We start from the raw sequence: 18,560 nt of genomic DNA on the forward strand, positions 1-18,560 counted from the left end.
CGGCCCCTCAGATCCCGGGCGGGTCAGGCGCGGCGGGTCAGCCAGAGCCAGAGGGCCGTGCCGGACAGCACGGCGAGCGTCACCAGGTTCGCCACCAGGGCCGGAAGGTCACCGGCCGGGGCGACGGTGGTCTCCTCCCAGACGGTGATCGCGGCGGTCGGCAGCACGGCGGTGAGCAGCACGCCCACGACCTTCTGGACCGTGCTCCAGCGCACCGAGGTGCACAGGAGCACCGCGCCGACGACGCGGAAGACCGTGCTGAGGAACCCGAAGAGGGTCGCGTCGGGGAAGACCGTCGCGAAGAGGTACGGGACGGTGAGCATCAGCAGCGGAACCAGGGGGTGCACCTTGCCCCGGCCCTGCGCGGGCACGGCGCCGCTGCCCCAGGCCGGTGCCGCGGCGCTCGTGGTGCCGGCCTCGGCGAGCGCGGTGGACGCGATCGTGCGGGGGTCGCCCAGCTCCGCGAGGATCTGCCCGATCGCCGCGTCGGGGCGCTCGGCGCGCGTCACCTCGATGTGTTCGGCGAGGTCGGCGACGAGTTCCTGGCGGCGCTCGGCCGGAAGTGCGGAGGCCTCGCGCTCGACGGCGGAGAGGTAGTCGCGTACGGGGTCGGCAGAGGTCTTCATACGGGGTCTCCGGTGGGGGGAAGCGCGGGTGCGGCGGGGTGGGGGGAGGTCAGGAAGGCGTCGACGGCGTTGCGGAAGCCGGGCCAGACGCGGGTGAACTCGTCGAGCGCGGCCCGGCCGCTGTCGGTGAGCGCGTAGTAGCGCCGGGGCGGTCCGGAGGCGGACTCCTGCCAGGTGGTGGTGACCAGGTCGTCGCGGCGGAGCCGGGAGAGCAGGGGGTAGACCGTGCCCTGGCTGGTGGCCAGCGCCCCGGATTCCTCCAGGGCGTGCAGGAGTTCCACGCCGTAGCGGGGCCGGTCCCGCATGAGGGCGAGTACGCAGTACTCCAGCACCCCCTTGCGCAGCTGGGCGGCGGCCCGTGCCTGCTTGGTCGAATCACCTGGTTCCATGCGATGCAAGATACCTGGCGGAACAAGTGGAGGGGAAGGGGGGTCGGAATTCTCGGTTCCGGGCTGTCCCCGGGGCTGGGGATTCGCGGCGCGGCCGTGCGGGGGGGGGCGAGGGGGTGGGGGCTTGCTTCCGAGTGGGTGCGGTGTCGTCGTACGGGTCCGGTGTCGTCGTACGGGTCCGGTGTCGTCGTACGGGTCCGGTGCGTCGTACGGGTGCGGTGTCGCCGTACGCGTGCGGTGTCGCCGTCCGGGTGCGGAACCGCATCGGCCGCCCGCCGCTCGACCGGTGCACGAGTGTGCCCGTACGGCCGCGGTGAAGCGTGTGATCATGCACGGATGACGGTTGCCGGGCCTGGGGAGGGTCCGGTGCCGGGGACCTGACGGCAGGGGTGGGGCATGGGCAAGGACGGGTCGATACCCGACGAGGAGTGGGACCGCTTCCTGCGCGAGGCCGCGGCCGGGAGCGCGGACGCGCCGCAAGAGCCGTCCGCGCGGGCGCGGATGGTGGCCCGGCGGCTGAGCGAGGAACCCGGGCCGCCGGACGGCTGGCGGACCCACCGGCCGGTGCCGCGCCGGCGGCTGCGGGGGTGGTACGTGGTCGGGCTGGTGGCGGCGCTCGCGCTGCTGGCGGTGGCCCTGGTGGGGCCGGGGCGCGTACTGGACCTGCTGGCGGGCGACGACGGGGCGACACCGCTCGCCGCGGAGACCGGGCGGCCCGACCGGCCCGAGGCGGACACGGCGGCCCAACGGGCCACCCCGAGCGCCCCGTTCCGGGGTTCGCCCGCCGAGCAGTGGGCCGACGGCGCGGCCGGGATCCACCTTCCGGCGGCACGGGCCACCGGCTGGATGAGCCGGGAGCAGGTCGCGGGGGCACTGCGGACGTCGCGGGACTTCCTCGCCGCGTCCAGCCTGGACCGCGGGGTGCTGCTCGGCGCGTACCCCCGCAAGGCCGTCGCGGCGCTCAACCCCCGGCAGCAGGACGTCCGCGCGTACCTGGCGGCGGCCTTCCGGACGCCGCGCACCGAGCCGCTCGCCAAGGAGAACGACCCGCTGCTGCTGTTCAGCCGCTTCGAGAAGGACAAGGTGCGGCTGGTCGGCGACGTGGTCAAGGCGCGCGGCCACCTCGCCTTCCGCGAGGGCAGGCTGGGCGCGGTCGAGGTGACGGCCGATGTCACCTACGTCTATCCGGTCGCCAGGGCCGCGCCGGGCAGCGACGAGGTGGTGCGGACCATCGTGCGCCGCGAGACGGTGATGAGCTGGGACGATCCGGCGAAGGTGGAGATCGACGGGGGGACCTTCTCCCTCTCCTCGTACAAGGTCGACACGACCAACGGCGGCTGCGACAGAGCCCGCACGGGCTACTTCGCCCCGGAGTTCGGCGCGGAGCGGTCCGGTTCGGGAGGCGGCCCGGTGGTCGACCCGTACGACCGGAGCACATCGATGGACGCGCGGATGCGGGAGGCGGGCGACGCCCGCTGCGGGACGGCCAGCCGGTCCTGAGCGGTGCCGGGGACGGCCCTGCCGCGAGCGGCGGCGGGCCGGGTCAGTCCTTGCGGCCCGTCGCCGCGACCGTGATGCCGAGGCCGATCATGGTGAGGCCGCCGATGCCGCCGACCAGCGACAGCCGGCGCGGGGAGCGGGCGAACCAGTCCCGGCCGGTGGCCGCGAGCAGGCCCCACACGCTGTCGCAGGCCAGCGCGATCACGTTGAAGACCAGGCCGAGCAGCAGCATCTGCAGCGGGACGTGCCCCTGCGCGGGATCGACGAACTGGGGCAGTACGGCAGCGAAGAACACCATCGTCTTGGGGTTGGCCACCCCGACCGCGAACCCCTCCCACAGGGTGCGCCGACCGCCCCGCGCGGACCCGCCCGAGGTGAACGCGCCCTGGAGCGAGCCGCGTTGACGCCACGCCCTGACCCCGAGGTACACCAGGTAGGCGGCCCCGGCGAGCTTCAGCAGGGTGAAGACGAGGGCCGAGCGCGCCACCACCGAGCCGACCCCGAGGGCGACGGCGACGACGAGTACGCAGGCCCCCAGGGTGTTCCCGACGACGGTGGTCAGCGCGGCCCGGCGGCCCTGCGCCAGCGCCCGCCCGATCACGAACAGCACGCTCGGGCCGGGTATCACGATCAGCAGCAACGACATGGCCGCGAAGGCCGGCAGACTCTCGGCGGGCACCATGCGACCCATGGAAGCACGGGGGCCGGGGCGGGGGCCCGGGGTTTTTCCGGGGCATCCCCCCGAGCGGGCGCGGCGCGCGGCCGGTCACCCGTGGCGTGCGTCCAGCAGCTGGTCGACGTAGTGGCCGAGCACCTTTCTCGCCACCTCCGGCTCGCGGTAGCCGAGGGCGACGTCCATGCCGAGGCTGGTGGCGAGGGACCAGCAGATGTCGGCGTCGGTCGCCTCCGTACCGCTCGGCCGGTCGCCGCGCGCCAGCCGGGCACCACTGATGAGGCCCGCCGTGAAGGTGAGGAGTTCGTCGTCGGTGGGGGCCAGCACGCGGGCCATCGTCGGGTCGGAGACCGCCCGGCCCGCCACCGCCAGCGAGAACCGCATCAGCCGGGTGCTCTCCTCGTCCGGCGAGACCAGCGCGAGCAGACAGGTGCGGAGCAGGGCCTCGGGGGCGGTGTCGCCGGCCGATGCGACGGCCTGCTCGATACGGGCGTTCACGGCCTGGACGGCGCGGGTCAGGGCGTCGGCGATCAGGGCCTGCATCGAGGAGTAGTAGTGCTGGACCTGGCCCATGGAGACGCCTGCCTCCTCGGCGACCTTCCGCAGCGTCACCTGCTCGGTGCCGCCGCGCACGGCCAGCGCCCAGACGGCCTCGACCAGGCGTCTCCTGCGTTCCTCGTGGTCCACGATCTTCGGCACGACGGCCCCTCTCCGCTTTTACCATGCGACTGCATTGCATCGCCGTCGATGCCGCATTACAGTGCAAGTGCATTGTAAACGTGGCGCTCGCGCGCCGTCCCGCAGCTCGTCGGAGGGTACGACCGTGAAGTACGACGCCGCACAGATCCTCGGAATGATCGTGATGGTCCTGGGAGTGCAGGGCACCATCCGCAAGCTCCTCGACCACGAGTACAGCGGCCTGCTCAGCTGGGTGCCCGGCGGCTTCGGGCCCACGCTCGCCGCGTACGTGCTCGCCGCGCTCGTCGGCGGGGCCGCCGTGGCCTGGGCGCACGGCAGGGCGAAGGCGGCGGGCCGCAGGGGCTGAACACCCCCGCGAAACCGCCGCCGGCCGGGGCGCACGCACCCCCGGCGGGCGCACGCACCCCGGCAGGAGGACCCACCCGGACAGGAGGAGCGCCCCGCTTCCGGGGCGCTCCCGCGCCGCGGCCCTCAGCCCACGTCCCGCCTGCGCAGGCCCGCCAGCCCCGCTCCCACCAGTACGGCCGCCAGCGCCGTCAGGACCACGACCGGCGTCCAGCTCGGCTCGCCCCCCGGCAGCTTCGGCAGGTGGCCGAAGGGCGAGAGGTTCATGACCGCGTGGGGGAGGTCCAGGGCGGGGCCGATCCAGCCGAGGGCCAGGCACAGCCCGACCACCCCCCAGCTCGCCGCCGCCGCGCGCGGCACCACTCCGTACAGCAGGACCGTCAGGCCGCCCAGCACCCAGATCGCGGGGAGCTGGACCAGGGCCGCACCGAGGACCGGGCCGAAGTCCTGGCCGTAGCCGAGGGCCAGGGCCAGGCCGCCGACGGCCATCAGCAGCGCCGCGCCGCCGAAGGCGATCACCAGGTGGCCGGTCGCCCAGCGGATCCGGCCGACCGCTCCCGCGAGGACGGGTTCGGCACGCTGGGAGGTCTCCTCGCCGTTCAGCCGCAGCACGGACGAGACGACGTACAGGGCGGCGACCATGCCCAGCATGCCGACCATGGCCGCCAGGAACGCCTCGCTCAGGCCCTGCTGGCCGCCGAGCCGCTGGAAGATCTCCTTGGTGCGCGCGTTGCCGCCGACCAGGTCGCCGACCCCGGCGGTCATGCCGCCGAAGAGCACTCCGGCCGCCAGGAAGCCCAGCGTCCAGCCGAGCACGCTGCCCCGCTGCAGCCGCCAGGCCAGCCCGTAAGCCGTCGAGAGGCGGCCCGCGGCGGGTCCGGGGCGGGTGGCCAGGAAGCTCATGCCGACGTCGCGGCGGGCGGACAGCACACGGGCCGCCAGCATCAGGGCGCCGGCCGAGGTCAGCAGGACGAGGATCAGCCACCACCGTTCCGAGGCGTACGGGCGGACGTTCTCCGCCCAGCCCAACGGGGAGATCCAGTTGAGGACCGAGGACGCGTCGGCCGTGCCCGCGTCGCCGGCCGCACGCAGCGCGAACGCCGCGCCGAGCACCGCGGCCGTCAGGCCCTTCGCGAGCCTCGCGCTCTCCGTGAGCTGCGCCATCACCGCCGCCACACCCGCGAAGAACGCGCCGCTCGCCGCGATGGCCAGCCCCAGCGCGAGCGCGCCCGCCGCGTCCCCGGTGGACTGCGCCAGCGCACCGGTCACCAGCAGCGCGACCGCCGCGTTGGCGATCAGCGCGGTGATCAGCGCCGCCGTCAGCGGGGCGTGCCGGCCGACCCTGGCCGCCGAGATCAGCTCCTGACGGCCCGTCTCCTCCTCCTCGCGGGTGTGCCGTACGACGACGATCAGGCTCATCGCGCCGGCGAGCAGCGCCGCGAACGCCCCGAACCGCCAGGCCACGAGGCCGCCGACGGACGGGTCGAAGACCGGCCCGTACAGGGCGCGCAGCGAACCGTTGGAGGCCATCGACTCGGCCGCCCTGGCCCGGTCCTCGGGGCTCGCGTACAGGGCCTTGATGGTGTTGGCGCCGCTGCTGACCATCACGCCGAGCACCAGCACCCACACCGGCACGACCACCCGGTCCCGGCGCAGTGCCAGCCGCAGCAGGGCGCCGGTGCCGGTCAGTTGACCCGCCCGTGCGCGTCCGGGGACGAGTGCGACGGCGGTCATCGGGCCACCGCCTTGCGTCCGGTCGTGCCGGTGCGCGCGTCGTCCTGCCCGGCGTCCTCGCCGTAGTGCCGCAGGAACAGTTCCTCCAGCGTCGGCGGTGTGCTGGTCAGCGACCGCACGCCCGACGCGGTGAGCGCCCCGAGCACCGCGTCCAGCTTGTCGGTGTCCACCTGGAGGCGGACCCGGTTGCCCTGGACGTCGACGTCGTGGACACCGGGGAGTCCGGCGACGCCGCCCGGCGGCGAGGCCAGTTCGGCGGCGATCGAGGTACGGGTGAGGTGGCGCAGCTCCGCCAGCGAGCCGGACTCCACGGTCCGGCCCTGCCGGATGATGCTCACCCGGTCGCAGAGCGCCTCCACCTCGCTGAGGATGTGCGACGACAGCAGGACGGTGCGCCCGGCGTCCCGTGCCTCCTCCACGCACCGCTGGAAGACCGACTCCATCAGCGGGTCGAGGCCGCTGGTCGGCTCGTCGAGGATCAGCAGGTCCACGTCCCGCGCGGCGAACGCGGCGACCAGCGCCACCTTCTGCCGGTTGCCCTTGGAGTACGTACGTCCCTTCTTGGTCGGGTCCAGCTCGAACCGCTCCACCAGCTCCGAGCGCCGGGCCGGGTCGAGACCGCCCCGCAGCCTGCCGTACAGGTCGATGACTTCGCCCCCGGAGAGGTTCCGCCACAGGGTCACGTCGCCCGGCACGTAGGCGATCCGCCGGTGCAGGTCGACCGCGTCCTGCCACGGGTCGCACCCCAGCACCCGGGCGCCGCCCGAGTCGGCGCGCAGCAGGCCGAGGAGGACCCGGACGGTGGTGGACTTGCCGGCCCCGTTGGGTCCGAGGAAGCCGTGAACCTCGCCGGCCCTGACGTCGAGGTCGAGGCCGTCCAGTGCATGCGTGCGGCCGAAGGACTTGTGCAGTCCGGCCACGCTGATTGCCTTGGTCATGTTTCTGAACGTACGCTTACTTCACAAATTTGTGAAGTTAAGAAAGCGTATAAACTCCGCTGCACGGCCGGACGTGGGGAGACGATGAGCCAGTGACCAGCGAGAACACCACCAGCGGCAACACGGAGAGCACCGAGAACGAGGACGGCGCAGTGAGCACGGAAGCCACCGGGAGCACCGGAGAGGACTCGGCCCCCCGCGACGAGGAAGTGGTCTCCCGCTTCGTCGAGCGCTTCGCCTCGGAGATGACGGAGGCCGGCATGCAGCGGATGGCCTCGCGCGTCTTCGCCGCCCTGCTGGCCTCCGACAAGGGCGCGCTCAGCTCCACCGAACTGGCCGAACAGCTGCGGATCAGCCCCGCCGCCATCTCCGGCGCGATCCGCTACCTGACCCACGTCAGCATGGTCCGCCGCGAACGCGAACCCGGCACCCGCCGCGACCTCTACCGCCTGCACGACGAACTCTGGTACGAGGCCTTCGGCCGCCGCGACCAGATCTTGGTCCGCTGGGAGGCGGTCCTCCTGGAGGGCGCCCAGAGCCTGGGCACAAACACCCCGGCGGGCCGCCGCATCGCGGAGTCGGCGGACTTCTTCGCCTTCGTGCAGAAGGAGATCCCCCTGATGATGGACCGCTGGCGGGCCCACCGGGACGAGCTCGCGGCGGAGCCCCCGGCAGAGCCCTCAGCAAGGACCTCGGCAAAGGCCCCGGCGGAGGACGGCTAGGCGCGGCCGACGGTACGGGTGCGGCAGGTCCCGGGGACGCAGCCCCTCACCGCCCCTCCGGCAGCACCAGCCCCCACGCCCCCTCCCGTGCCGTCCACGTGCGGGTCCGGACCGGGCCGCCGAGCGCGGCGTCCGCGCGGTAGCGGAAGTCGGGGCCGGAGACGGTGACCGTGCGGGCGTGGGCGGTGACCGGGGGGCCGCCGGCCGCACCCGGGCCCACCTCGACCTCCGCGAGACCGCCGGCCCCGGCGCGTACGAGGACTCCCTCCACCGGCTCGTCCAGGTCGCTCAGCAGCACCCCGTCCGCCTCCACCCGCAGCCGGTGGGTCCGCAGGGCGGGCTCGGGGGCCGGGCGCACCAGGGTGCGGACCAGCGAGCGGCAGGCGGACCAGGACGCCGACCACACGGACGGCCCACCGCCCCCGCCGTGCAGCGGCACCGTCGGCGGGACGGGCGGCGGCGCGGGGACCCGTACCCCGCCCAGCACCACCCCGCCCCGGTCGTCGGTCAGCAGGTCCATCCGCCGAACCGTTCCGTCCAGGACCGCGCGGGCCGCCGCGACCGGGCCCTCCGGCACCCCCAGCGCCCCGGCCAGGGACACCTCGGAACCGATCGGGACCAGCGCCAGCGCGTCCTCCTCGGCGGGCCCGCGCTCGCGGTGCAGCAGCCCCACCGCGCGTACCAGCGCGAGGTCGTCGCCGAGCACCACGAGCCTGCGTCGGCCCCGGCGGGCGAGGGCCCGCGCGAACTCCTCGGCACTGTCCGCAAGACAGATTTTCGCGCGCGCCCCGGCACACAGCACATCTTTCGCGATACGCACGGACTCACCGTCCGTACGCCGGGCGACCGGGTCGATGACCACCATGAGCTGGTCGGGAGCCGACACCTCGGTCCTTCCTCGGGTAGCATCTTTGTGCAAGAGCCCCTTGCGCTATTGCGCCAGGGGCTTCGTCTATTCCGGGGCAGCGGTTCACAGGTCAAGGCACGCGACGTACGTCGACACAGTCGTCGAGGCACGTCGTCGCGCACACCCCTGACCTTGGACATGCCCCGCCCGGAAGGGGTGTACGCCTGTGCCCGCACTTGTGCTGCTCGGTGCTCAGTGGGGTGACGAAGGCAAGGGAAAGGCCACCGACCTGCTCGGTGGATCCGTCGATTATGTAGTGCGCTACCAGGGCGGCAACAACGCCGGCCACACGGTTGTCGTAGGCGACCAGAAGTACGCGCTGCACCTTCTCCCTTCCGGAATCCTCTCTCCTGAGTGCACGCCCGTCATCGGAAACGGTGTCGTCGTCGATCCCGCCGTCCTGCTCTCCGAGCTGAGCGGACTCAACGAGCGCGGTGTTGACACGTCCAAGCTCCTGATCAGCGGAAACGCTCACCTGATCACGCCGTACAACGTCACCGTCGACAAGGTGACGGAACGGTTCCTCGGGAAGCGGAAGATCGGTACGACCGGCCGCGGCATCGGCCCGACGTACGCCGACAAGATCAACCGCGTCGGCATCCGCGTCCAGGACCTCTACGACGAGTCGATCCTCACCCAGAAGGTCGAAGCGGCGCTGGAGACCAAGAACCAGCTGCTCACCAAGCTGTACAACCGCCGCGCCATCGAGGCCGGGAAGATCGTCGAGGAGATGCTCCAGTACGCGGAGCAGATCAAGCCCTTCGTGGCCGACACGACGCTCATCCTGAACAAGGCGCTGGACGACGACAAGGTGGTCCTCTTCGAGGGCGGCCAGGGCACCCTGCTCGACGTCGACCACGGCACGTACCCCTTCGTCACCTCCTCGAACCCGACCGCGGGCGGCGCCTGCACGGGTGCGGGCGTGGGCCCGACGAAGATCAGCCGCGTCATCGGCATCCTGAAGGCGTACACGACCCGCGTCGGCGCCGGTCCGTTCCCCACCGAGCTGTTCGACGAGGACGGCGAGGCGCTGCGCCGCATCGGTGGCGAGCGCGGTGTCACCACCGGCCGTGACCGCCGCTGCGGCTGGTTCGACGCCCCGATCGCGCGTTACGCCACCCGCGTGAACGGCCTGACCGACTTCTTCCTCACCAAGCTGGACGTGCTGACCGGCTGGGAGGAGATCCCCGTCTGCGTCGCGTACGAGATCGACGGCAAGCGCGTCGAGGAACTCCCCTACTCGCAGACCGACTTCCACCACGCGAAGCCGATCTACGAGAAGCTCCCCGGCTGGTCCGAGGACATCACCAAGGCCAAGACCTTCTCCGACCTGCCGAAGAACGCGCAGGCGTACGTGAAGGCCCTGGAGGAGATGTCCGGCGCTCCGATCTCCGCGATCGGCGTGGGGCCGGGCCGTACCGAGACGATCGAGATCAACTCGTTCATCTAGCGGCTGCTTCCCTCTGGGTGTGACGACGCCCCGGGGGCCGGTTCCGACCGGCCGCCGGGGCGTCGTCGTGTCCCGTTCCGGCCGCGTGGGCTCAGAGCGCGACGCGGGTCAGCCGGCCGGACTCGTGGTCCTCGACCGTCGCCGTGGTGCTGGTGACGCGGGTCGGGTGCGCGGGGTCCTCGCACCGCGGCGCGTCGAGGACGGTCGCCCCGTGGTGCGAGCGGTAGAGCACGGAGGGGCCGGGTCCGCCGTAGTAGTGGCGGAGTTCCCACTGCCCGGTGCCGTCGGTCTCGTCGGCGGCCAGGCGGTGGTTGGCCGTGGTGAGGTTCGCGAGGAAGGCGTACGCGCTGTGGTGGGCGCCGCTCCGGAACCGGACCACGCCCTGGTAGACGGCCCCTGCCGGGCCCGGGGCGGTCCAGTCGAGCGCGGTTCCGCCGCAGACCGCCGGGGCGGGCCCGGCGGCCTGTGCCGCCGGAGCGAGGGCCAGGGGTGCGAGCAGGACTGCGGTGGCGGCGGCTGCCGTGGCGAGGGCGGTGCTGGTGCGGCGGGGCAAGGGGGCGCCTTTCGGGAGGGGCGGATGCGTTCGCCCCACCCTGTGCCGCGACGACCGCACCGCGCCCCACGGATACCCGAATGGACGCGGGAGCGGAGGGGCGCGGACAGGGCGCACGACGGGCGCGGAACGCCCCTCGGTCCGGCGGGCGGGTGCCGCGCCGATGTTGCGGCCGGTTGCCGCGCGGGTCCGGGCCCCCTGTCGCTCCGGTCCCGGGCTCCTCGGGCCGTCCGGGTCAGACCGTCTCCGTGAGGTCCTTCGCGTAGTACTCGATCGCGGCGCGGTACTGCCGCACGCCCTCGTCCTCGCTCGTCTCCGCGAGGAGCCCCAGCAGCAGCCGCATCCCCTCGTGGGACTCCCCCACGTTGTACAGCGCCATCGCCAGGAAGGTCCGCAACGCCCCGTCCGCCGGGAACTCGTCCGCCCCCTGGCGCAGCGTGGCCACGGCCTCCTCGTACCGGCCGAGGACGCGGTACGTGCTGCCGAGGCCCAGCAGCGCCCCGCGCCGGTCCGTGCCGCTCAGCTCGCCCTCCAGGGCCCGCTCGTAGAACGGCGCCGCCTCCGCCTCCAGGCCGAGCCGGTCGTGCGCCCAGGCGGTCTGGTAGGCGATCTCCGCGTCCGCCGGGTAGCGCTCGCCGAGCACGAGCAGACGTTCCCTGGCCTCCTCCGTACGGTCGGCCGTACGCAGGGCAACGGCTTCGGCGAGCAACGAGTCGCGGTCATCGGAGAAGGTCATGCGGCCATGCTCGCAGGGTCACCGGGGCGACGGCCTCTGCTTTTCCGCGGGTGCGACGCACATCTCAACGGGGTGCGGCGCCCTTTCCCCGGGGTGCGACGCCTGCTTCCCCGGGGTGCGTTTTCCCGGGGTGCGTTTCCCGGCCCCGCGCGCCGCTAGCCCGGTGTCACCAGGCGTGCCTCGTAGGCGAAGACCGCCGCCTGGGTCCGGTCCCGGAGTCCCAGTTTCACCAGGATCCTGCTGACGTGCGTCTTGATCGTCGACTCCGCGACGACCAGGTGCGAGGCGATCTCGCCGTTGGAGAGGCCCTGTGCGATGAGCACCAGCACCTCGGTCTCGCGCTCGGTCAGCTCGCCGTACTGCGCCGTCCCCGGGCCGCGCGGCGCCTGGGCCCGCTTGGCGAACTCCGTGATCAGCCGCTTCGTCACCGTCGGTGCGAGCAGCGCCTCCCCGGACGCCACGATCCGCACCCCGTCCGCGAGCTGCCGCGCGGAGGCGTCCTTGAGCAGGAACCCGGACGCGCCCGCCCGCAGCGCCTGGTAGACGTACTCGTCGAGGTCGAAGGTGGTGAGGACGAGCACCTTCGCCTCCGGGTGCGCGGCGACGATCTCGCGGGTCGCCTCGATGCCGTTCATCTCCGGCATCCGGATGTCCATCAGCACGACGTCCGGCTTGAGGGCGGCGACCTGCGCGAGTGCCTGGCGCCCGTCGACCGCCTCGCCGACGACCTCGATGCCCGGCATCGCGTTCAGCAGGACGGTGAAGCCCTCGCGGACCATCATCTGGTCGTCGACGATCAGGACGCGGATCGCCGTCATACGACGCCACCCTTGGCAGCCAGGTCCCGGGGCGCGTCCCCGCCGACACGCTCCGTCGCGTGCTCGGTGGCGTGCTCGCCTGCGTGCTCGCCGCCGTGCTCGGACGTGCTTCCCGCGCCGCTGCCGCTGACCGTGTCGCTCCCGAGGCCGCTCCCGGTGTCGCTCTTGGTGAGGTCCACCGCGGCAGCCCCGTCGTCCGGGACGGGCGCGTCCGCCCCGTGCCGCTGCGCGGGAATCGCGTCCTCCAGCACCGGCTGGTCCCCCTGCAGCGGGACGAACACCGAGACCTCGAAGCCCCCGTCCGCCGTCGGCTCGGCCGTCATCCCGCCGTTGAGCATCGCGACCCGCTCCCGCATCCCGGTCACCCCGTGCCCCGAGCCCTGCGACGGCCGCACCTCGCCGACCGCGGGCCCGTTGAGCACCCGCAGTCCGATCCCGCCGAGCACGTAGCTCACCTCCACCCGCGCCGAAGCCCCGGGCGCGTGCCGCAGCACATTGCTCAGCGCCTCCTGGACGATCCGGTACGCCGACAGCTCCACGCCCTGCGGAAGGACCCGCACCGCACCGGTCGTGATGTGCTCGACCTCCAGGCCCGTGTCGCGCACGTTGGCGATCAGCCTGCCGAGGTCGGCGAGCGTGGGCTGCGGGGCGTCCGGGGCCTCGTAGTCGGCGGCCCGTACGACGCCCAGCACGCGGCGCAGCTCGGTCAGCGCGGACACCGCGTTCTCCCGGATGGTGACGAAGGCCGCCTGCAGCTCCGGCGGCGGGTTCTCCACCCGGTACTGCGCGGCCTCCGCCTGGATCGCCACCACGGACATGTGGTGGGCGACCACGTCGTGCAGCTCCCGGGCGATGGTGGAGCGCTCCTCCAGCAGGGTGCGGCGGTCGCGCTCGACGGCGGTCACGGACCGCTCGGCGACCACCTCGCGCCTGGCGTCCCTGCGGATGTGGACGATGCTGACCAGGAGCAGCAGGATTCCCGTCCCCACCAGCATCGGGGCCGCGTTGGTGGGTCCGTCGGCGTCGCCGGGCGCGAAGGCCAGCGCGAACAGCACCAGGAACCCCCACATCCAGCCGGCGGTGCGTACCCGGGTACGGGCGGCGACCACGGTCACCACGGTCAGGTGCATCAGGACGGTGGCGGGGATCCACGGACCGCCCCGCACGTCGGAGGTCAGCCCCCCGGCGACGGGCAGCGCCACCAGCGAGAGCCACCAGGCCGCCCCCGGCCGCACCAGCGTCAGCAGCACCGCTCCGGCGCACAGCACCACCACCACGAGCCCCGGGAAGAGCCGCTCGGCGCCGTCCGCGAACAGCCAGCCGTACACCGCCGTGAAGAACGCCGCGAGGAGGATCAGACCGTGCGGCAGCCACGCGGCGCGGGACCGCAGCCGCCGCGGCAGCCGGCTCACCACCGGACCGTGCGGGGCGAGCGGCGGCAGCGGCCTGTACTCCAGCGCTCCCCGCAGCAGGTCGTCCCGCAGCCCCGCCAGCGCACGCTTCAGCATCTGGGCTTCGGGGCTGCGGCCCACCCGGGATTTGGTCTTGGTCATGGATCTACCGTACGGAGGCGGCGGCCCGGGGTCGTCCCCCGTACCACCGACCTTCCGCGTCCGTCCCAGGTACTACGCGCACCCCGGGGTCCGGTCAGTACGCGAGCTGTGCGATCTCCTCCGCCACCACCGCGCACGCGTCCGCCGCCGGGTCGATCAGCGGGAAGTGGCCGACGTCCTCCAGCAGGGTCAGGCCGACGACCTCGCCCGCCTTGGCCGCGGCGTCCGCGTACGCCTCCGACACCTCGTGCGGAACCGTCGTGTCGGTGCGGCCCTGGACGACCGTGGTGGCGATGCCGGTGGGCAGGAGCGCGGCCGGGTCGGCGTACCCGAGCCGCTCCGCGTATCCGTCCTCGCCGCCGAGCAGCTGGGTGACCGCGCCGCCGCACACGTTCCGCTCCACCGCCGACGCGAAGTCCGCGATCGGGGCGAGCGCCACCACACCCCGCAGCGGCGGCGGGGCCGGCAGCCGCCACGGCGCACCCTCCGGGAGTACGTGCCGGGAGGCGGCCCACAGCGCGAGGTGGCCGCCCGCCGAGTGCCCGGTCAGCACCGTGCGCCGGATGTCCGCCTCGGGCAGCGCCTCCTTCACGAGACCCGGCAGCAGGTCCAGGGCGGTGGCGACGTCGTCGAAGGTTTCCGGCCAGCGCCCCGCCACCGGCCCCTCCGCGCCCTGGTGCGGCAGCGAACTGCCCCGGCGGTACTCGACATTGGCCACCGCGAAGCCGCGCCGGGCCAGGAAGTCGGCGAAGGGGGTGATGTGCTCCCGGTCGTACGGGGCCCGCCAGGCACCCCCGTGCAGCACGACCACCAGCGGAGCTGCGCCGGTGAGTTCGCCCCGGGGCGCGTAGAAGTCGATGACCTGGTCGGGGTGTTCGCCGTAGGCGGCGCTGCTGTCCGGCGCGACGGCGGGATGCTCCGGCGGCTCGTCGGGCAACGGCGCACGGCTCGGCATGCTCGGCATACGACTTCAACCTCCGGGCGCTGGCGGGCTGTTCACGTACCCGAACCGGCCGCGCGCGCGGACCGGTGTTTCACGTGAAACATCCATGTGGATCATTCAGCGGGGACGCTACCAGCCACTTTGCACACCCGTGGCCACGCCGGGAAGCATCCCGACGTGGCCAGGGGTTCAACTAGGGCTGTGCCAAAGGCCGGAGAGTCTCGGCGAGCACCCGCGCCGCCCGCTCCACGTCACCGAATCCGACGTACAACGGGGTGAAACCGAACCGCAGCACGTCCGGGTGACGGAAGTCCCCGACGACGCCGCGTGCGATCAGCGCCCGCATGACGTCCCCGGCGTCCGCGCAGCGCAGGGCGATCTGGCTGCCCCGCTCCTCGTGCGGACGCGGGGTGACCAGCTCGACGCGCCCCTCGGGCACGTACCGCTCCACGCACTCCACGAAGAAGTCGGTGAGCGCCAGGGACTTCGCCCGTACGGAGTCGATGGCGACCCCGTCCCACACGTCGAGGGCGGATTCGAGCGCCAGCATCGAGAGGATGTCGGGGGTGCCCGCCCGGCCGCGCGTCGCACCGGCCGCCGGGGTGTAGTCCGGTGCCATCCCGAAGGGGTTGGCGTGCCCGGTCCAGCCCGGCAGCGGCGAGTCGAAGCGGTCCTGGTGGCGGGTGGCGACGTAGAGGTACGCGGGCGAACCGGGGCCGCCGTTGAGGTACTTGTACGTGCAGCCGATCGCCAGGTCCACCCCGTGCTCGTCCAGCCCGACGGGCAGGGCGCCCGCACTGTGGCACAGGTCCCACACGGCGAGCGCGCCCGCCTCGTGAATCGCGGCGGTCAGTCCGGGCAGGTCGTACAGCCGGCCGGACCGGTAGTCGACCTGGTTGAGCAGCACGCAGGCGGTGTGCGGGCCGAGGGCGGCGGGCACCTCCTCCGGGCGGACGGCGCGCAGGGTGCGGCCCGTCATCCGGGCGGCGGACTCGGCGATGTAGCCGTCCGTCGGGAAGGTCGTCGCGTCGACGAGGATCTCGGTGCGGGCGGGGTCGTCGACCAGCCGCACCGCGCCCACCAGCGCCTTGAAGACGTTGACGCTGGTGGAGTCGCCGACCACGATCTGCCCCGGCGCCGCGCCGACGACGGGGGCGACCAGGTCGCCGATCCGCTCCGGCGCGGTCCACCAGCCGCTCTCGTCCCAGGACCGGATCAGCAGCTCGCCCCACTCGCGGGTGGCGACGTCCTGGAGCCGGGCGGGAACCCCGCGCGGCAGGGCGCCCAGCGAGTTCCCGTCGAGGTAGGTCACGCCCTCGGGCAGGGTGAACAGTTCGCGGTACTTGGCGAGTTCGTCGGTCGCGTCGAGCGCGGCGGCCCTGTCCGCGAGCGTGCCGGGCCCGGCTTCGGGGATGTCGGACATGCCGGCCCTCCGGTTCTCGTGCGGCTCAGACATGGCTGCGCGCCGTCCACAGCTCGGGGAACACGTTCTTGCGGGCGCGCTTCTCCAGCCAGGCCACTCCGGCGGAGCCGCCGGTGCCGACCTTGGAGCCCATCGCGCGGCGGGTCGCCACCAGGTGGTCGTTGCGCCATCGCCAGACGAGTTCGCCGACGTCGGTCAACGCCTCGCCGAGTACGACGAGTTCGGAGTGCAGGGTGCCGACCTCCTCGGCCCCGTACACCTGCGCCCAGACGGCCTCGACCTCGGGCGACGGCTCGTACTTCTGGGAGAGGTCGCGGTCCAGCACCTCCTGGGGCACGGGCAGTCCGCGCCGGGCCAGCAGCCGCAGCACCTCGTCGTACAGGCTGGGCTGCTGGAGCGCCTTCTCCAGCTCGGAGTGCACGCGCGGGGCGCCCCGGTGCGGGACGAGCATCGACGCGGCCTTGTCGCCGAGCAGGAACTCCATCCGCCGGTACATCGCGGACTGGAACCCGGAGCCCTCGCCGAGAGCGCTGCGGTAGGAGTTGAACTGCGCGGGGGTGAGGTTGGCGAGCGGTTTCCAGGAGGCGTTGAGCGCCTCCAGCTCGCGGGTGGAGCGCTTGAGGGCGTCCAGCGCGACGGGGATGTTGTCCTCGCGCAGCGCGGTCGCGGCCGTCTCCCACTCGTGGACTATGACCGTGAACCACAGCTCCATGACCTGGGTGGTGACCAGGAAGACCATCTCGCCCGGGTCGTCGGAGAGGGGGTGCTGGAGGTGGGTGAGGACGTCCGCCTGGACGTAGTCCTCGTACGGCGTGGTGCCCGCGAAATCGAGGTTCGGGGTTTCCGAACCTTCGCTCCCGGGGGCCTCGGGGGTGTGCGTCATCGCATGCTCCTCGAAACGAACTTCCAGGTAGCGGTCCGCCCCTTCCTAGGATTTATGGAGCCCCGGTCCCCTCCCGGCATCATAGGCCGGGGTACGACCGGGTGCGCCTCAGAGGGTGGGGCCGGTCAGATACGTCCGGTTCGCGGCGTACGGCCAGGCGTTGGAGCGGCACCCGTCGAGGCCCTTGATCTGCTGCATCATCACGGGTGCGGGCTTCCCGGGACCCGGGCAGCCGAGGTGGCCGAGGCCCAGCGCGTGACCCAGTTCGTGGTTGATGATCAGGTGCCGGTAGGTGGCGGGTGTCCCGTCGAACTGCGGCGAGCCGAGCAGCCAGCGGCGCAGGTTGACCACGACACCGCGGCCGGTCTCGCAGTTGAGTTCCCCGCCGGTGTCGAGTCCCGCCTCGGCGCAGAGCTTGTCGGCGGTGGCGGGGGTGGCGATGCGGATCACGAAGTCGGCCCGGCCGGACACCAGCTGGAAGCGGCCCCGGCCGTTCTTGGCCCAGCCCTGCGGGTGGGCGACGATCGCCTGTATCTCGGCGGCTGCCTGGGCCGGGGAGACGCCGCTGCCGTTCTCGACCTGGACCTGGTAGCGGCGGAGGGTGCCGGTGCCGACGGGGGATCCGGTGATGCGGGCGGCGGCGAAGGAGCCGGAGCCGATGGCGGGCACCTTGGACCCGTCGGGCTTGTCCAGTCCGTCGGGGCGTTCGCGGCTGGGCGGGTTCGAGGAGACCTCGCCGGGCGGCTCCGTGCGGGCGGCCCCGCCGGGGTCGGTCTCCGCTCCGGCCGCCGGAGGACGGCGGGTGGACGCGGTGCGGTCCTGCCAGGTGGCCCAGGCGAGACTGCCACCGCCGGCGAGCGCGGCCAGGCACAGCAGGGTGACGAGGAATCTGCCGCGTCGGGTGAGCCGGGTTCCACTTCGGCGAACGTCACGCTGGGTCACGGCAGAGCTCTCCCCCGGTCCGTCTGTCCGGCACATGGGGGGAGCGAGCGGAGGGCTCGCCGCCGGTAACGATCTCTTCCTACGGTCCGGGCGATCGTACAGGCGTACCAGCCCACCACCCCGCCCCCCACAAACCGCGTGTCGCCCACCAAACCCCCGCCCCGCCCCGAGCCCTTGGGCGACGGGGCCGCCCCAAGGGGGCGGAACGGGCGGGCAAGGGGGCGGCCCCCGGCGGAGCCGCACCCCCTGTCCCGGCCCCGCCAAGCCCGCCCCCGCCGCTACCCCACCGGGCGACTAGCCCAACGTGTCCGCCGCCACCGCCGAAGAATCCCGCAGGAAGGTCGAGCACCGCTCGTACTCCTCCTGCTCACCGATCGCCTGCGAGGCCCGCGCCAGCGCGTGCAGCGCCCGCAGGAAGCCCCGGTTCGGCTCGTGCTCCCACGGCACCGGACCGTGGCCCTTCCAGCCGGCCCTGCGCAGCGAGTCCAGCCCGCGGTGGTAGCCGGTACGCGCGTACGCGTACGACTCGACGACGGAGCCCTTGTCGAACGCGTCGTCGGCCAGCTGCGCCCACGCGAGCGAGGACGTCGGGTACTTCGCGGCGACGTCGGCCGGCGCCGCCCCGGACGCGAGCAGCTCGCGCGGCTCCGGGTCGTCGGGCAGATGGGTCGGGGGCGGTCCCCCGAGGAGGTCCTGGTGAATAGCCATGCCCCTAGTCTGCCTGGC

20 protein-coding genes are annotated in these 18,560 nt (G+C 73.2%); 4 read left to right on the top strand and 16 right to left on the bottom strand.

The window, feature by feature from the left end; genetic code table 11:
- Nucleotides 1-23: 23 nt before the first annotated feature.
- Nucleotides 24-626, bottom strand: a complete 603-nt coding sequence (locus ACFYVL_RS28405; protein WP_389249702.1) for an HAAS signaling domain-containing protein — start codon at nt 624-626, stop codon at nt 24-26.
- The gene (locus tag ACFYVL_RS28410) at nt 623-1,015 is read right to left on the bottom strand and encodes a PadR family transcriptional regulator (protein ID WP_389249704.1); all 393 of its coding nucleotides are present in this window, start codon (nt 1,013-1,015) and stop codon (nt 623-625) included. Before ACFYVL_RS28410 ends, ACFYVL_RS28405 begins: the two co-directional genes overlap by 4 nt.
- Before the next feature lie 396 nt (nt 1,016-1,411).
- On the opposite strand from ACFYVL_RS28410, the gene ACFYVL_RS28415 reads away from it, so the two are divergent.
- Nucleotides 1,412-2,515: a hypothetical protein gene (locus ACFYVL_RS28415; RefSeq protein ID WP_389249706.1), complete on the top strand. Its 1,104-nt coding sequence runs from the start codon at nt 1,412-1,414 to the stop codon at nt 2,513-2,515.
- A 43-nt stretch (nt 2,516-2,558) separates the two neighbouring features.
- On the opposite strand, the gene ACFYVL_RS28420 is transcribed toward ACFYVL_RS28415, so the two are convergent.
- A complete protein-coding gene (locus ACFYVL_RS28420) occupies nt 2,559-3,197 on the bottom strand; it encodes a LysE family translocator (RefSeq protein WP_389249708.1) in 639 nt (212 codons plus the stop codon).
- 84 nt (nt 3,198-3,281) lie between these two features.
- On the bottom strand, nt 3,282-3,887 hold the full coding sequence (locus ACFYVL_RS28425; RefSeq protein WP_389249710.1) for a TetR/AcrR family transcriptional regulator: 606 nt from the start codon (nt 3,885-3,887) through the stop codon (nt 3,282-3,284).
- A gap of 124 nt (nt 3,888-4,011) precedes the next feature.
- Here ACFYVL_RS28425 and ACFYVL_RS28430 point away from each other — a divergent pair, with 124 nt between their 5' ends.
- A complete protein-coding gene (locus ACFYVL_RS28430) occupies nt 4,012-4,233 on the top strand; it encodes a hypothetical protein (RefSeq protein WP_389249712.1) in 222 nt (73 codons plus the stop codon).
- A gap of 125 nt (nt 4,234-4,358) precedes the next feature.
- Here ACFYVL_RS28430 and ACFYVL_RS28435 read toward each other — a convergent pair whose 3' ends face one another.
- Nucleotides 4,359-5,966, bottom strand: coding sequence for an ABC transporter permease (locus ACFYVL_RS28435; RefSeq protein ID WP_389249714.1), 1,608 nt, complete (start codon nt 5,964-5,966; stop codon nt 4,359-4,361).
- A complete protein-coding gene (locus ACFYVL_RS28440) occupies nt 5,963-6,904 on the bottom strand; it encodes an ATP-binding cassette domain-containing protein (protein ID WP_389249716.1) in 942 nt (313 codons plus the stop codon). The genes ACFYVL_RS28435 and ACFYVL_RS28440 overlap by 4 nt, the downstream gene beginning before the upstream one ends.
- Before the next feature lie 152 nt (nt 6,905-7,056).
- Between ACFYVL_RS28440 and ACFYVL_RS28445 the strand changes: the two genes are divergently transcribed.
- Nucleotides 7,057-7,626, top strand: coding sequence for a GbsR/MarR family transcriptional regulator (locus tag ACFYVL_RS28445; protein ID WP_389249800.1), 570 nt, complete (start codon nt 7,057-7,059; stop codon nt 7,624-7,626).
- 46 nt (nt 7,627-7,672) lie between these two features.
- On the opposite strand, the gene ACFYVL_RS28450 is transcribed toward ACFYVL_RS28445, so the two are convergent.
- On the bottom strand, nt 7,673-8,491 hold the full coding sequence (locus ACFYVL_RS28450; protein WP_389249802.1) for a diacylglycerol kinase family protein: 819 nt from the start codon (nt 8,489-8,491) through the stop codon (nt 7,673-7,675).
- A 208-nt stretch (nt 8,492-8,699) separates the two neighbouring features.
- Here ACFYVL_RS28450 and ACFYVL_RS28455 point away from each other — a divergent pair, with 208 nt between their 5' ends.
- Nucleotides 8,700-9,983: an adenylosuccinate synthase gene (locus ACFYVL_RS28455; protein ID WP_389249718.1), complete on the top strand. Its 1,284-nt coding sequence runs from the start codon at nt 8,700-8,702 to the stop codon at nt 9,981-9,983.
- Nucleotides 9,984-10,074: 91 nt separating this feature from the next.
- Here ACFYVL_RS28455 and ACFYVL_RS28460 read toward each other — a convergent pair whose 3' ends face one another.
- From ACFYVL_RS28460 to ACFYVL_RS28500, 9 genes are all read right to left on the bottom strand, one after another.
- Nucleotides 10,075-10,536, bottom strand: coding sequence for a hypothetical protein (locus ACFYVL_RS28460; RefSeq protein WP_389249721.1), 462 nt, complete (start codon nt 10,534-10,536; stop codon nt 10,075-10,077).
- A gap of 235 nt (nt 10,537-10,771) precedes the next feature.
- A complete protein-coding gene (locus ACFYVL_RS28465) occupies nt 10,772-11,272 on the bottom strand; it encodes a tetratricopeptide repeat protein (RefSeq protein WP_389249724.1) in 501 nt (166 codons plus the stop codon).
- 155 nt (nt 11,273-11,427) lie between these two features.
- A complete protein-coding gene (locus ACFYVL_RS28470; RefSeq protein ID WP_389249726.1) occupies nt 11,428-12,090 on the bottom strand; it encodes a response regulator in 663 nt (220 codons plus the stop codon).
- Complete coding sequence (locus ACFYVL_RS28475; RefSeq protein ID WP_389249728.1) at nt 12,087-13,643, bottom strand: sensor histidine kinase; 1,557 nt, start codon at nt 13,641-13,643, stop codon at nt 12,087-12,089. Before ACFYVL_RS28475 ends, ACFYVL_RS28470 begins: the two co-directional genes overlap by 4 nt.
- Nucleotides 13,644-13,737: 94 nt before the next feature.
- Complete coding sequence (locus tag ACFYVL_RS28480; RefSeq protein ID WP_389249730.1) at nt 13,738-14,607, bottom strand: alpha/beta hydrolase family protein; 870 nt, start codon at nt 14,605-14,607, stop codon at nt 13,738-13,740.
- Nucleotides 14,608-14,779: 172 nt separating this feature from the next.
- The gene (kynU, locus tag ACFYVL_RS28485) at nt 14,780-16,009 is read right to left on the bottom strand and encodes a kynureninase (RefSeq protein WP_389249732.1); all 1,230 of its coding nucleotides are present in this window, start codon (nt 16,007-16,009) and stop codon (nt 14,780-14,782) included.
- 25 nt (nt 16,010-16,034) lie between these two features.
- Complete coding sequence (locus tag ACFYVL_RS28490; RefSeq protein ID WP_389249734.1) at nt 16,035-16,892, bottom strand: tryptophan 2,3-dioxygenase family protein; 858 nt, start codon at nt 16,890-16,892, stop codon at nt 16,035-16,037.
- A gap of 108 nt (nt 16,893-17,000) precedes the next feature.
- Nucleotides 17,001-17,834, bottom strand: coding sequence for a DUF3152 domain-containing protein (locus ACFYVL_RS28495; protein WP_389249736.1), 834 nt, complete (start codon nt 17,832-17,834; stop codon nt 17,001-17,003).
- Nucleotides 17,835-18,128: 294 nt separating this feature from the next.
- Nucleotides 18,129-18,542, bottom strand: a complete 414-nt coding sequence (locus ACFYVL_RS28500) for a DUF3151 domain-containing protein (RefSeq protein ID WP_389249738.1) — start codon at nt 18,540-18,542, stop codon at nt 18,129-18,131.
- Nucleotides 18,543-18,560 lie beyond the last annotated feature (18 nt).

Origin of the sequence: Streptomyces sp. NPDC004111 (assembly GCF_042874215.1) — a bacterium.
Classification (GTDB): domain Bacteria; phylum Actinomycetota; class Actinomycetes; order Streptomycetales; family Streptomycetaceae; genus Streptomyces.